Here is a 16,086-nt window from a genome sequence, read left to right on the forward strand (position 1 = left end):
TTAAAATTATAATAGATATAATATTAGGTGGAGATTGTATAAAATGTATACAAAATTAGCCTTAACTCTATTATTTACAATTCTATTTATTCTTGCCATTACTAATAATTGGATAGAGATAGCATTTGCTACATGATAATGGTGTTGAACATATTAATTAACATTATTTTATCAAGCTGACAGCAAAGGCACTGATTTTCTAGTTATATTGTATACAAACTATGTAAAAATATCGACTAGATTTTCCATGAAATTTGAACATTTCACAAAAGTATGAATGTAGAAACAGACATGTTGACAATCCACCTTTTTAAATCCAAAGTGAGCCTTATTAATGGCAAGGAATAGGAAGTAACTATATTTTATAAAGGAGAATATTGAGTATGAAAAAAATTAGGAAGTTAGCTACCAAGCTATTGATTGCAACAATAGTTTTAACCTCAGGTATGAGTATGACAGTTTATGGTATGACAGCCAAGGAAGTAACAGCAAAGACACCAAAAAGCTATGTCACAGGAACTAATAGCATATATGGCCCAAAGCTATCACAAGCACAATTGAATTCAGTAGCACAAGCAACAGCAGATTTTATGAATAAGAAAATCACAAAGAATATGACCACAGATGCTAAGATTTTAGTTGCCTATAATCACATTAAAAATAACACAACATATGTTGACTGGAACGCAGCAGAGGGAGCCAATACTGCCTATACATTGGTTACTAAAAAAGGAGCATGCTCTGGAATGGCTAGGAGCATGAAGGCTTTGTGTGATGCGATGGGAATTGAATCTTATTATGTCCACAGTAAATCAAATGACCATCAGTGGAATCTTATACGTTTTGGTGATGGGCGTTTGTATCACGTAGATATTGATGCTAATAAATCAGCAGGAAAGGACATCATATACAAGAGTCTTACACATCCATTGCCATTTGATAAGACAGCATATCCAAAGGTTGGAGAAATAGTACAGACAACAAAACCAGAACAGACACAGAAACCAGCACCACCTGGCAAGCATACTATGCAAGCACATCAAGAAGGGTCAATAGTTGTTGGAAATTTTGGAAAAAATGGAGAAGATATAAATGAGAAACATATAACATACCAGGGTGTTCGATGTAGTTTAGTTAATTCATCAGTAAATACAATTACATTTTCTGGAAAAGAATCAAACTTAGACCCATCAAAGCATACATATACTGTAATAGGATTTATGAACACACCATATGGGATGTTTGCATTAGCTCCACAAGGTAAACCTGTTGAATATCCTTTTGAATATGATAAGCCTTTTTCTTTAGATTTTAGTGGTAAGAACCGTTCTGGTGCAGAATTAGCGAAGTACTGTAAAGAAAATGATGTGATTATTAAAATAGAAATCGCTAATACAGAACTTAATATTGGAATTGGTAGAATAATGTATGTTCGATATGAATAATGATTCATTCATGACAGTAGAATAAATTATAAACATTGCGCCCTCTTACTGAGGGCGCATTTAACATTATATCTGATATTTTTTAGTTGGGTCAACTACTGTATTTCTCCTCTTTTTATTTATAAAAATTATTATCTCTAAGTTCCTGAGCATGTATACGATTAATTAAAAACTGTTTTAACTTAGTCAAGCATAAGAATAAAATGGCTCTATTCTCAAATTCTATTCTATTTACAGGTAAAGGTTGATTTTTCATACTTGACAATAATCTATCCGATTCCTCAAGAAGTAGATTTCCTGTTTCAGCTTCAAATTTGGTATAACCTATCTTATGTATGAAAGCAGATAGAATATGAGCTTGTGGTGGTGTAGAATTTAGTTGAGATACATAACCATACAAACTTTCTAAAATATCCCGTTGGCTTTTTATAATATCCATGTGCTCTAAGAAGAATTTAGTGTCATTTAATAAAGTATTATTAATATTATCATAAGTTTCAGAAATACTTCTATCAATAAGTGAATTTAATGTATATAAATCTCTACTATATTCATTCTCTTTTTTAGGGTTTACAATAATATCTGCAATGTCTATAAGTACAACGCTCACTTCTTCTTGTAACTTTTTTTGAACTTCATAGATTTTATGTATATTTGTTGGAATATACATGTTTATTATGACACCTATTCCAGTCCCTATTGCAAATATTCCAGCTTCGTTTAAAATCCACTTAATAGATGTTTCTTCTTGAATGAAGTAATGGGATGCGATGACTACACACATAGCAATGACATCTTGAATATTTAATAAAAAACAAATTGGTATAATTATAAATATAAATATTGAAAATGAAGTCAAATTATATCCTAAAATATTAAAACATAAGTAGGAAAAAAGAGTACATAAAAGAAAACCATAAAACTTTCCAATAAAGCCTTTAAGAGTTTCTTTTTTAGTGTTCTTTACTGTAAGTAGTACTATAACTCCAGCAACCATTGAGTATTCTAATTTTAATAGCCAAGCAATAAATATAGCAAGAGAGCATCCTAAAGATAACTTTATAACTTTAAGTAAATCGATATTGTTCAAATACAAGCCTCCTTTAAAATATAATAAAAATAATTTTATCATAAAACCAATTTTATTTGAAATGGAGTTAACAATATTTTATTTAAAAAATACTGTAAAAATCGATAAAAAGATAAGCAAATAGAAATACAAAGATATCTTTTTTAATGTAAAACATTGTAGAATACAAAATATTATAATGAATATAAAATAATTATATTCTATTGAGGAAATAATATTTTATATTACTATTATATTATCGAACAATATAACTATAAATATATCTATTATTATTAACATAAAATAAAATTATATAGTTAATGTGATTTTATAATTGATTTGGTATGGAGATTTTTTTCTTTTATGTTATACTATTTATGAACACAAAAGTAAAGATTAAAATACATCAATAAAGGTGTATTATAAGCTTTAAATAGCCATATTAATGAACATAATTATTGTTCATAATAGCAAACTGGAGGAGATAAACATGAAAATTACTGAAGGATATATGCCTTTTGAAGGTTTTAAAACCTATTATCGTATAGTAGGAGAAAACACTGAAGGGAAGAAACCATTAGTACTACTTCACGGAGGACCAGGTTCTACACACAACTATTTTGAAGTATTGGATAAGGTAGCTGAGAGTGGTAGACAAGTAATAATGTATGACCAAATTGGTTGTGGAAATTCATTTGTAGAAGGGCATCCTGAGTTATTTAATGCTGACACTTGGATAAAGGAGCTTATTGAACTGAGAAAGCATCTAGGACTTGAAGAAATTCATCTATTAGGTCAATCTTGGGGAGGTATGCAGGCTATTTGGTATGCTCTTGAGTATAAACCACAAGGTATCAAGTCATACATTCTTTCATCTACTCTTTCTTCTGCAAAGCTTTGGGAGAAAGAACAAAAAAGAAGAATCTCATATATGGATGAGGCTGACCAAAAAGCATTGCTTGATGCAGTAAATACTGGAGATTACTCTAGCAAGGAATATAATGATGCGCTAGAAAAATTTATGGAAATGTATTGTGCAGGTGAAGTAACAGAAGATTCTCCTGAATGCCTAAGAAGACCTAAAAAATCAGGTTCTGAAGCATATATTGTAGGATGGGGACAAAATGAATTTTCGCCTACAGGGACACTTTCTGGATATGAGTTTACAGATAGATTACATGAAATCAAGGAACCTTGCTTAGTAACTAGTGGAGCAATAGATTTATGTTCACCATACATTGCAAAAACTATGTATGATAGAATTCCTAATAGTAAGTGGGAGTTATTTGAATATTCAAGACATATGCCATTTGTTGAAGAAAATGATAAATATATAGAAGTTTTAACTAAATGGCTAGATGCTAACGATTAAAAATAATGTGAATTTATATAAAAAAGAGATGTATCAAAATAAAAATTTGAATCATCTCTTTTTTTTGTACAAAAAACAGAAAAGCTTTAGGTGTTATAAAACAATACTATAAATTTAAACAATTTTATTATGAGAGATTATACAAATGTAAGAACTTCCTTAGCTTTAGAAATATGTTCTGCAATTAAAACCTCAGCAATTGTAGTGTTTGAGTTATTTTATTACTTTTATTTTTATTATTTGTTAATTCATGTTCCATAGTTAAAGAGTAAGTATACAATTAGCTAATATATGATTTATAGTTTGTAGCATATTAATTTATGTATGATGCTAAAGGAATAATTTTCATAATAAAACAAAGTGATTATCTTGTATTAAATAAAATATACAAAAATTAAGTTTATGTAAACATAAGAAAAATTAAGTTTATGTAAACATAAGATTAACATTAAGATGTTACACTCGTACCAGAGTTAAGGATTAGTTCTAAAGCCTTACACTTATCAAAGTAAATATTAAGATATTATGATGAGAAATACAAATATAAGATAAATTACAGAAAATATTAAAGTACAATTACATATTTACAGTACTTTACAATGCTTAAGGAGGAACATTATGAAAAAACCAAAAAAACTTATAGTTATAGCAGCTATTACAATAACTCTAGCAGGGTCAGGGGCATACATAGGACTTAATAAAAATGCAGAGGCAAAACAACAACAAATAAATGCAACAATGAACACTTTAGCAGTAGAAAAAGGAAACATAAAATCTGTTGTATCAGCTGGAGGAAAAGTTTCATTAATTGATGCAGAAAAAAACAATCCAAATGCAATTAAAATAACTGTATCAGTAAATCAATATGATATATCCAAGTTAGAAGTAAATCAAATGGTTGAGATAAATGCAAAGGCATTTCCAGATAAAACTATAAAAGGAACGATAACTGAAATATCTAACAAAGCAGAAGAAGGAGAGAATCCAACATACAATGTAAATGTGGCAGTTTCTAACTCAATACTTGAAGTTGGAGAAAGTAAATATGAAGAAATAAGTGTAAGAAAAGGAGCATCTAAAGAATATGGCAAAGTATCTAAAATAGAAAAAGGAGATAAATTCCACATATTAGAAAGAAAAGGAAGTTGGATGAGAGTTAGATTAGAAGACAACACACAAGGGTGGATACAAAAATATGGAGTTAAGCTAGAAGGGATAGATAAAAAAAATGTAAAAGCAAAAATAGCTAGCAACGATACAATTCTTAGAAAGAATAATGTATCTAATAGTAGGATTCTTGGAAAATTATTACAAGGTGAAGAAGTAACAATACTAGATAAAAAAGAGAATTGGTATAAAGTCGAAACTAGTGATAAAACTACTGGGTGGATTTTAGAAAGTAATTTAACTATACAAATTCTTAAAGATGGTATGTCTGTAACAGGTACAATCATAGTAAACGAAAAAAATGATGTAATAAAAATTCCTGTAATGGCGGTTCAAAAAGATGAAAAAGGATACTTTGTTACTCTTGCAGATAAAAATGAAAAAAAATATATTGAAATAGGAATTACGGATTCAGAATATATAGAAATTACAAAAGGTCTTTCAGAAAATGAACGTATAAGTATACCATCATTTAAAAGCTCTGGTGAAAATTCAGAGGTAGAATCAAGTTCAACAGTGGAAAAATCAATAGAGTAGAGAGGTAACAATACATGGGTGAGTATGTAATACAAGCTAAGGATTTAGTGAAATCATATAGTATAGGAAATGAAAAAATAACTATATTAAAAAAGGTCTCATTAGATATTAAAAAAGGTGAATTTGTATCTATAATAGGTCCATCAGGTTCAGGTAAATCAACTTTTATGAATATAATTGGTTGTCTAGATTTAGCTGATAATGGTGAATATGTACTGGATGGAAAAAGTATAACATCACTAAGTGAAGATGAGTTAAGTGCTGTAAGAAATAAGACAATAGGATTTATATTCCAAAATTTTAACTTATTAAATAAATTATCTGCCTTAGAAAATATAGAACTTCCTCTTATATACCAAGGTAAAACTCCTAAAGAAAGAAGAGTAATAGCCCTAGAATGTCTGAAAAAGGTTGGACTACAAGATAAATTGAATAATAGACCAAATCAATTATCTGGAGGTCAACAACAAAGAGTAGCAATAGCAAGAGCTCTAGCTACAAATCCACAAATACTTCTAGCTGATGAACCAACAGGAGCACTAGATAGTAAAACAAGTAAAGAAATACTTGAAATATTAGAAGGTCTAAATCAAGAAGGTAAAACTATAATTATGATAACTCATGATATGGATATAGCAAGAAATGCTAAAAGATTGGTGAGAATTAAAGATGGTGAAATTTTTGAATAGGGGGTGGCGTATATGAATATTTTCCAAATAATTAAGATGGCATTAGGAGAAATCAAAGCTAATAAACTACGTTCATTTCTTACTATATTAGGTATATCAATTGGTACAGGCAGTATAATTTTATTCGTTACAATATCTATAGGTAGTAAACAAAGTATGTATAAAAGTTTTGAATCAAAGCCACTAGATTTAATAACTACAAGTGTATATGGAGATAAAAAAATAAATGAATTTGATATAAAAGTATTAAAAATGAGTTCAAATGTAAAAGAAATATCTCCAGAAATAAGTGATTCAGCAACTGTGAGTTACGATAAAAAAGATAGCAAAAAAAGTGTAGTTGGAACAGATGAAAACTATGCAAAATTAAATAACACTAAAGTTAAGAGTGGTAGATTTATTATGCCAATTGATAATGATAAATCAACTAAAGTTATAGTATTAGGCAGTAAAGTTGCCAGCGAATTATTCCCTAAAGGAGATGCGCTTGGAAAAATAATAAATATTAAATCTATACCATATAAAGTCATAGGTGTATTAAGTAAGATTGATGAAGCTTATAATAGCCCAGAAGATGATACTATATATATGCCTTATAAAACAGCTCAAATTGTTTTAGGAGTAAGTGATATATCCAAATTAAATGTACAATCTGCCTCAAATGATAGTGTTACAAATACAATGGATGAAATAAAAGCTCATTTTGCTAAAAAGGGTATGGCACCAAATGATCCTTATGTATCAAGTAATAAAGAAATGATAGATTCAATGAAATCAATGGATGCTATTATGAACCTAATGGTAGGAGCAATAGCAAGTGTATCTTTATTCGTAGCAGGTATAGGTATAATGAACATGATGCTAGTATCTGTAACTGAGAGGACTAAAGAAATCGGTATAAGAAAAGCGTTAGGGTCTCCTAGAAAATTTATATTAGTACAGTTCTTAGTAGAATCTCTTACAATAAGCTTAATAGGTGGAACAGTAGGCTCTTCAATAGGCATACTTGGATCATTTCCAATACTGAAAACAATGGGGGCTGAGCCTTATATAGCATGGAATGTAGTATTTGCTGCAGTTGGATTTGCCATATTTATGGGAGTAGTCTTTGGAATATCTCCTGCAAATAAAGCATCTAAGTTACAACCAATAGTAGCACTTAAATCAGAATAAAATCATACATCAAATAATTTGTTAGATAATTAATATATTGTTTAACAACTATAATAAATATTAGTTTTATGAAAAAGGTAATAAAATAAAAAATATATAAAATAAAAGGAGAGAAAAAATGAAATTTAATAAGAAATTTACAACAGTAGTAATAGTATCAATGGTAGCTCTTGGTGTAGTTGGATGTGAAGGTAAGAAGGAAATAAATAATTCACCAAAAGAAACAGAGCAACAGCATAATTTACCAAAACTAGGCGAGGAAGAAATACAAAAAGGCATTGAAGATGGAACTATAGAGCGTGAATAAAATTATGAGGTAGAGGAATTAAGAATGTCTTTATCTAAATTGAGAAAAATAATATATCATTTTTTAAGATGGTCAAATAAATCAAGATTTATTTGACCATCTTATATTGTTTATATAGTTATTGCAACACAAGAATTAGATGATTTTTAAATTAATCAACCTATATTAAAGGTATAAACATTGAGTAAACATTGTTTTGTTACAATCTAATTAGGTGTAATTAATTATAGAAAGTTATATAGTGAGAAGTATAATAAGGGGTGACATTTTATGAACAAAAGAACTAAAGCAAAAATAATGTGTACAGGTATGGTTATATCTACATTATTTACAGCAAATGCACAGGCACAAAATTTAGGTAAAAATCAAGAAAGTCAAAATACTGAAGAAAAATCAAATCTAAATAAACACAAAGAGAGAAAATCAGTTAAAAAGACTAATGTTACATACAATGAAATAGCAGAGTATCTTTTAAAGTCTTCAAAAGCATATAATCCTAATATTGATAAGAAACAAATTATTGAAGGATTTAAAAGTAAAGAAAATCAACAAATAAATAGATTAGATAGTTTAATAATGATAAGCCGTGCTTTTGGAACTCTTTCTGAGCCCACAGGTCATAACAAAAGGATAGAAGATAAAAATGTTAGTTTTACAGATATACCATCATATGCAAAGCCTCATATAGACAATCTAATAAAAGGTGGCGTTTTGGTTAATACAAAAGATAAAAAGATTAATGGGTCAGAAATTATGACTATAGAAGAAGTTGAAACTATTGTTAAACGTATCTGGGCATTCAAAGGAACTAATTTAAAAGATGACTTTTATAGTAGCATAAATAAAAAATGGCTAGAAGAGTCTAATATACCAGATGGTGAGTATGAGGCTGGTGGTCCTGCTTCTATGCAAAGAGAAAATGACAAAAAAGTTAATGCAATAATTAAAGGAATATCAAATGGAAATCCTAGAAAAGGTAGCAAAGAAGAAAAAATTAAAAACTTATATCTTAATTCACTAGATTTAAAAAGTAGAAATAAATTGGGTAATAAACCTATAAAAAAATATCTTGATGCTATAGAAAGTGCAAAAGATATAAAAGAACTTAATAAAATAAATAGAAATATAATTAAAGAAATAGGAACTAACGCAGTATTTTCAACAATGTCAATGAGCGATTATAGAAAAGGTACTAAATATTTAGATATATCATCATCTACTGATACATGGATGTTAGAGTATAATGAGCAAAAAGATAGATATGCTAAATTTTATAAGAAACTATTAATATTAAATGGGGAGAGTGAAAAAGAGGCTACTAACAATCTAAATAAATATATGGATTTATTAAAAAAAATAGAAACTAGTCAAGAGTATAATGATGAAAAAATAAATTTAAAAGAGTTAGAACAAAAAGTCCCTAACTTAGAAATTTCTCAGGCTTTAGCTACAGCTGGATACAATAATTTATCTGTTAGTATCAAAGTCTCAGATATGAAAGAGCTTGAAACATTTAATAAAATTTTTACTAATAAAAATTTAGATATTATGAAAACATTTATGAAAATAAATTTAGCGAAAGATAATGCTGATAAGCTTAGTGAAGACTATTTCTATGCTTTAAATGAGTTTCACTATTCTTCTACAGGAGCAACTCAAACTAAATTCGGAGAAAAAGAAGCTACAAAATTAGTATCTAGTAATCTTAATGAATACATTGATGAACTTTTTGTAAATAAACATTTCTCTGAGGAATCAAAAAAAGATGTAGAAAAAATAATTAAGCAATTTATTGATGTATATAAAGATAACATAAAAAATCTTGATTGGATGAATGAATCAACAAAAAAAGAAGCTATAAAAAAACTTGATGCTATGAAATTTTTAGTAGGTTATCCATCTTCTTTTGAATCTCCATTTGAAAATACAGAGATATTATCAAAAGAAGATGGCGGTAGTTACTTTGATAATATGTCTAAAATAAAACTAACTAGATTAAAAAGTGATGCTGAAAATATAGATAAATCTTTTTCAACAGAACAATTTGGTATAGGGCTAGCAGGTGTAAATGCAGCATACGGGTTATATACTAATATCATGCAATTTCCAGCAGGTATATTACAAGCTCCTTTATATGATTCTAAGGCATCATTAGAAGAAAATCTTGCAGGGATAGGTGTAATAATCGGACATGAAATTTCTCATGCATTTGATAATTCAGGAGCACAATATGATTCAAATGGTAAAGAGAATAACTGGTGGAGTAAAGAAGATTATAAAGCTTTTGAAGAGCGTTGCAAAAGAGTTATTGATTTCTTTGATGGAGTTGAAACAGCACCTGGAATAAAAGTTAATGGAGAATACACATTAGGAGAAAATATTTCTGATATTGCAGGTGTTGGCACTGCTCTAAATATTTTATCAAAAACTAATAATCCAGATTATGATTTATTCTTTAAAAGTTACTCAAAAGCATATACAAAAACATACTCAAGAGAAGTATTGCAAAATACTGCTAATGGAGATTTACATAGCCCAAATAATACAAGAGTGAACCGTGTCTTGGTTAATTTTGAACAATTCCATAAAACTTATAATATTCAAGACGGGGATGGAATGTATGTAGCCCCTTATGAAAGAGTAAATGTATGGGAAAGTGTCAACAGTAATGTTGAGTTAAAACCCATGATTGGTACTGATAGATATGATACTGCCATAAAAATATCAAAAGAAGGTTGGTCTGCATCAAATACAGTAATATTAGTAAATGGTAACAAAAAACATATGGTTGATGGGTTATCAGCAACACCATTATCAAATTCAAAAAATGCACCCATATTATTATCTAATGGTAAAAATATAGATGATAATACCTTAAAAGAAATAAAAAGATTAAAAGCTAGTAACATAATAGTTATTGGTGGTGAGGATTCAATATCCAAATCAGTTATAGAGCAATTAAATAAATTTGATAAATCAATTTCTGTAAAAAGAATAGGTGGTAAAACAAGATATGAGACATCTTTAAATGTAGCTAAAGAGATGTCTCATAATAAAAATATTGAAAAAATATATGTAAGTGCAGGAGAGGGAGAAGCTGATGCTTTATCAATTTCATCAGTAGCAGGTAATGAAAAATCTCCTATAATACTTACACATAAAGATGGATTAGACCAAGCATCATACGACTACTTAAAGTCTAAAAATATACAAGAGGCCTACTTTATAGGAGGTGAAGAAAAAATTTCCAATCAAGCAGTATCTCAAATTGATAAAATAGTTCAAAAGAATGTGTCTAATAACAGAATAGCTGGTAAAGACAGACAAGAGACTAATGCTAAGGTAATAGAAAATTTCTATAAAGATAGTAATTTAAAGGCAATAGCATTGTCAAAGGATAATGATTTAATAGATGCATTATCTGTTGGACCATTTGCATCAAAAGAAAATATACCAGTAGTAATAGCTACTAATGACTTAAATAAATCACAAGAAGGAGTATTATCTAAGAAAAAATCAACTACTATATATCAAGCAGGTGGAGGCATAAGTTCAACTGTAATAAATAAAATAAAAAAGTTATTAGATAAATAACAAAATAAAAAATCATTCTAAGTGATATGAATGTGGTTCTTTATATCAGATAGTTAAAAAGTGACAAAATGATTATGAGAAGATAGGATTAATAGAAAAATCTAAGATATTAATTAAAAGAAGTAATAAAAATAACATAGAAAAATCTAAAAGGGGAGTTAATCTCAAAATTTGATTATAAAAAATCTATTTTGAGATAACTCTTTTTTATTATTAATTGAAGTATTAAAATTTTATTTAATTTTATAAATAATGGCAATGTATTTATGTATATGTATTCAATTTTACTGTATTTTAGAAATTTTTTTATATATTGGTATAATTATTCTGTTTAAATTTGCTTAAAAAGTATATTAATTATAATAAGAAACAATTATATAAATAGGAATAAATTATTATAATTAGTATAGAGATAAAAATAATTATAGAGAGAAAGGCATATTATGGAAAAAGCAAGAGTTATTGAAATGATAAAAAATAATCCTAATATTATATCTACTTTAAATAATCCAACTGATGAAATGAAACTACTAGCTATCAAAGAAAATGGGCTTGTACTAGAATATATAAATAATCCAACTAGAGAGATGCAAGAGTTAGCAATAGATAATAATGTTAGGGCGATTAAATTTGTAGATAATCCAACTGAAGATATGATGATAAAAGCAGTAAATGAGGGGTGGAGTATACTAGACTATATCAAAAATCCAACTGATAGAGTTATTAAGATGGCTATAAATCAAGCTGGATGGGCTATTAAGTATGCTAAAAATCCAAGTGAAGAACTGCAATTATTAGCAGTAAGAAAAAATTATGATTCAATAAAATTTATAAAAGAGCCTTATGAAAGTGTACAAGAAGAGGCAGTTAGAATAAGTTATGATGCATTAAGATATATAGAATCACCTAGTTATAATGCAGAAATTATAGCTATAAAAAATAATGAAGCAGCTATTGGCTTTATAACTGATTTAGATAAGAATAAAATGTTAGAGTTTTTGAAAGTTAACATTTTAGTGATTAAATATATTATAAAGAAAATATCTAAAGATGAATTAGAGGGAGTATTAAAAGACGTATTATCAAAGGAAAATGTTGAAGAAAAATATGTTAGAGATTTTTTAAACTGTAGTGTTATAGATAGGAATAGTGAAAATCTGCCAATAGATAAAATTATGTTTATTTATAAGTATGGAAGTAAGGCAGCAAAAAAAATAGCTGTGGATGAGAAATTAAAGATTATGTAGGAGAGAGAAAAATGAATTTTATAGACACATTAAAAAGCGTTGACTTAATATTATCCACTGGAGAAGTTCCCTTAATAGTGGGAGAAAGTGGGATAGGAAAAACAGCTTTAGCAAAAAAACTTGCTGAAGAAAATAATTGGAGTTTAGTTGTTATTGATGGGAACCTGCTTAAAGAGGGTGAAATAGGTGGTCTTCCAACTATAGAATCTTATGTAGGAGTTAATTCAAATGGATATAAGATTGAAAAGAAAACAACAGTATATGCTGTTCATAACAAATTAAGAGAAATTGATGAAGAGATATCTAAAGGTAAGAGTGTTCTTTTATTTATAGACGAGATAAATCGTTGTGAACATACAGTGCAACAAGAACTTATGAATTTAATTTTGAATAGAGAGATTAATGGATATAAGTTGCATGATGATGTAAAGATTTTGGCAGCAATGAACCCATCAAGTAAATATGGTTCAGACTTTGATTATCAAGTTGTGGATATGGATGCAGCCCAAGAAAATAGATTTGTTTGGCTGAATATGGAGAGTGAGCATACACAATGGTTAAAGTGGGCAGTTGATGAAGGAATTGAAAGAGAAGTTATAGAATTTATTTCTACTTTTCCAGAATATCTTCATAAGATAAATGAAGATGATGTAAGAGCAACTCCTAGAAGTTATGAAAGAGTATCTAAAATTTATAAAGTTTATAAAGAAAAAAACAATTCAATTCCTAGAGCAGTATTTTTAAATGTTATAAAAGGGAATATAGGTAAGGTTATTGCAGAAGAGTTTATAAGTTTTATTGAATCAGATTCTAAACCATTAATATCTTATGAAGATGTTTTTTTAGGAGAATCTATGGATGATTCTATTATAGAAAGAGTAAAAGATGAAAGTCATACAAGGCTTTATCTATCAGCTATGAATATCTTAAAAAACTTAGAATTAAATATTAAGAATGATAAATATGAATCAAATCAATATATTAATAGATTTATTGAATTTTTAAAAGTATATCCTGTAGACTTAATGATAGGAATTATGAAGGATATTAGAAACAGTTATACTGAAGTGTATAAAAAAGCCATAGAAAATGAAGAGTTCGTAAAATCATATTTTGAATCTTATAGTCTAATAAGGGGATAATGTATGGAAAATTATTTTGATAAGCAAGCAAAAGAACTTTATAATAAAGCAAGTGAAATTATAAGTACTCATTCTATGCTAAAGGCAAATCGTGCGAATGAGAAATTTGATGTAGATATACCAAAAGATTTTAAGTATGAGTTTTTTAATCTTATAGATAAAGTTAATTTAAGCCTTATGGAAGAAAAGGATAATTTTTATGGATATTTTTTGTTTCAGATGTCAAGAGAGATAAGATTTGATATAAGTAGCCCTACAGGTGTAAATTTTAAAGGAGCTAAATATGTTATATACTTTAATCCAATGATTTTTTTAACACTTGATATAGAGCAAATGGAAACTACAATTAAACATGAAATTCATCACATACTATCTATGCATTTAGTGAGAGCTAAGGAATTAAAAGGAAAGTACAGTACATTAGCTATCAATATGGCAATGGACATAGTAGTAAATAAATTCTTAACTAATTTGCCACCATATGCAACTACTTTGGAATGGGTAAATTTAAAATATTCCTTAAAACTTGAGCCATATGAGCCTTTTGAATATTATGTAGAAAAAATCCAAACTGAATTAGATTTACTAGAAGAGAATGAAGATGGTGAAGAAGATGATAGTGATAAATATGGAAATATAGAAACTGAATATAGTCCAGAAAACACTCATAATATTTGGGAAGAATCTAATGATATAGATGAAGAAACTCTTAAAGAATTTACTGAAAAATTTATTAATAGTTCTCAAAAAGGTAAAATTCCTGCTTACTTAGAAAGTATGATATCATCAATTAAAAATAGTAAAGGTGAATTGCCATGGAACTTGTATCTTAATAGGATAATGGGTACAGTTGAAAGTAATAAAAAGAAGACTATAACAAGAAGAAATAGAAGACAACCAAATAGATTAGACCTGAGAGGAGAGCTTAGAAGTCATAAAGCAGAAATAGCAGTTGCTCTTGATATAAGTGGAAGTATCAGTGATGAAGAGTTTAAACAAGCGATTAAAGAAGTTCTCAATATTGTGAAAAACTATAGTCATGAAATTACGGTTATAGAATGTGATAACGAAATTAGACGTGTATACAAGGTGAGAAACGAAAAGGACCTAAAAGATAGAATTAGTATAGGTGGAGGTACTAGATTTTCTCCAGTATTTGAATATGCCAATAATAAAAAGATTAATTTGTTAGTTTATTTTACTGATGGGAAAGGTGAAAGTAAACTACAAGTAATACCTAAAGGGTACAAGATTTTATGGGTTATTTCTGGAAGGGGAGATGAACTTTCATTGAAAGAGTCTTATGGAGCAGTTAAGAAACTTACTAAAGTCGAAATAAAGAATGAAATATTAGAGATAAACGATGTAAGAAGTGATGGATATTCAATGAATAGTCAAGCTCCAATTTTATAAGTACTCATAAAATATAAACTATTTTAATTTATATTTGCGATGTAAATCTAAAAAAATACATTAACTAGTGGTTAATGTATTTTTTTATTTTAATAATATAAGTTTTATTCACATTAAAGTCCCAAAATATGTTAAAATATAATATATAGCAGATAGTTTTGGCAAGATGAATTCAGTTGCCAAAGCTATTTTTTATTAAGGATGGTGATGTTTTTTGTTTAAGGTTGATGATTATATAATGTATGGTATGACAGGAGTATGTAAAGTCCTGGATATAACAAACGAACAGATTACAAAAGGAATAAAAAAAGAGTATTATGTGTTAAGCCCTATTTACTCTAGTAACACAGTAATAAAAATTCCTGTAGATAATGAGAAAGTACCAATGAGAAAGTTACTTTCTAAAATTAATGTTATTTCATTAATAAATGATATTCCTAATATGGATACACTATGGATAGACAATGAAAAAACAAGAAGTGAGCAATTTAAAAAAATACTTAGAAATGGTAAATGTGAAGAGTTAATAAAACTAATAAGAAGTATATATGATAATAAAGAGTATGTAAAATCTATTGGTAAAAAAACACATCAAGCAGATGACAATATAATGAAAGAAGCCGAAAGATTATTGAATGAAGAATTTGCAACTATTTTAGATATCTCTCCTGATGAAGTTAGTTCATATATATCAAGTCATATACCTCAATAAAGTATTTTATAGTATCTTTTATTTAAAAATCATAATCTAATAAAATATAATTAAAAAATACGAGCAGAATATAATTTAGATTGTAAGTATTAAAACATAAAAAATATTGAATTTAAAATAATTATACATAATTTAAATATAGACTGTAATAAATTTGAAAAAATTAATATTCAACACAAAAGGTAAAATGAAGTATAAAATTAATTTTAAAATATACAT

The 16,086-nt window shown here is 27.7% G+C and carries 12 protein-coding genes; 11 read left to right on the plus strand and 1 reads right to left on the minus strand.

Translation table 11 applies throughout. The features are described from left to right. Positions 1-383: 383 nt before the first annotated feature. A complete protein-coding gene (locus tag Q3287_RS13720) occupies positions 384-1,445 on the plus strand; it encodes a transglutaminase domain-containing protein (protein ID WP_407964227.1) in 1,062 nt (353 codons plus the stop codon). Positions 1,446-1,560: 115 nt separating this feature from the next. Here the strand turns inward: Q3287_RS13720 and Q3287_RS13725 are convergent, their stop codons facing one another. Continuing rightward, positions 1,561-2,535, minus strand: coding sequence for an aromatic acid exporter family protein (locus Q3287_RS13725; protein ID WP_284182362.1), 975 nt, complete (start codon positions 2,533-2,535; stop codon positions 1,561-1,563). Positions 2,536-3,004: 469 nt separating this feature from the next. Here Q3287_RS13725 and pepI point away from each other — a divergent pair, with 469 nt between their 5' ends. The 10 genes from pepI to Q3287_RS13775 all read left to right on the plus strand — a co-directional run bounded on the left by pepI (position 3,005) and on the right by Q3287_RS13775 (position 15,867). After that, positions 3,005-3,886 (plus strand): proline iminopeptidase, encoded by an 882-nt coding sequence (gene pepI / locus Q3287_RS13730; RefSeq protein ID WP_054271559.1) that lies wholly within the window; start codon positions 3,005-3,007, stop codon positions 3,884-3,886. A 618-nt stretch (positions 3,887-4,504) separates the two neighbouring features. Further along, complete coding sequence (locus Q3287_RS13735; RefSeq protein WP_407964228.1) at positions 4,505-5,590, plus strand: SH3 domain-containing protein; 1,086 nt, start codon at positions 4,505-4,507, stop codon at positions 5,588-5,590. Between the two features lie 14 nt (positions 5,591-5,604). Further along, positions 5,605-6,279, plus strand: coding sequence for an ABC transporter ATP-binding protein (locus tag Q3287_RS13740; protein WP_054277525.1), 675 nt, complete (start codon positions 5,605-5,607; stop codon positions 6,277-6,279). Between the two features lie 12 nt (positions 6,280-6,291). Then, complete coding sequence (locus Q3287_RS13745) at positions 6,292-7,452, plus strand: ABC transporter permease (RefSeq protein WP_407964229.1); 1,161 nt, start codon at positions 6,292-6,294, stop codon at positions 7,450-7,452. Between the two features lie 118 nt (positions 7,453-7,570). After that, a complete protein-coding gene (locus Q3287_RS13750; protein WP_054277523.1) occupies positions 7,571-7,759 on the plus strand; it encodes a hypothetical protein in 189 nt (62 codons plus the stop codon). A gap of 270 nt (positions 7,760-8,029) precedes the next feature. Continuing rightward, on the plus strand, positions 8,030-11,353 hold the full coding sequence (locus Q3287_RS13755) for a cell wall-binding repeat-containing protein (protein ID WP_407964230.1): 3,324 nt from the start codon (positions 8,030-8,032) through the stop codon (positions 11,351-11,353). A gap of 443 nt (positions 11,354-11,796) precedes the next feature. Further along, positions 11,797-12,600, plus strand: a complete 804-nt coding sequence (locus Q3287_RS13760; protein WP_407964231.1) for a hypothetical protein — start codon at positions 11,797-11,799, stop codon at positions 12,598-12,600. 11 nt (positions 12,601-12,611) lie between these two features. Next, positions 12,612-13,742 (plus strand): ATP-binding protein, encoded by a 1,131-nt coding sequence (locus tag Q3287_RS13765; RefSeq protein WP_407815162.1) that lies wholly within the window; start codon positions 12,612-12,614, stop codon positions 13,740-13,742. A gap of 3 nt (positions 13,743-13,745) precedes the next feature. Beyond that, positions 13,746-15,155: a VWA-like domain-containing protein gene (locus Q3287_RS13770; protein ID WP_407964232.1), complete on the plus strand. Its 1,410-nt coding sequence runs from the start codon at positions 13,746-13,748 to the stop codon at positions 15,153-15,155. Positions 15,156-15,369: 214 nt separating this feature from the next. Beyond that, on the plus strand, positions 15,370-15,867 hold the full coding sequence (locus Q3287_RS13775) for a CarD family transcriptional regulator (RefSeq protein WP_054271555.1): 498 nt from the start codon (positions 15,370-15,372) through the stop codon (positions 15,865-15,867). Positions 15,868-16,086: the final 219 nt, after the last annotated feature.

It is taken from the genome of Clostridioides sp. GD02404 (genome assembly GCF_045898275.1).
GTDB lineage: Bacteria > Bacillota > Clostridia > Peptostreptococcales > Peptostreptococcaceae > Clostridioides > Clostridioides difficile_A.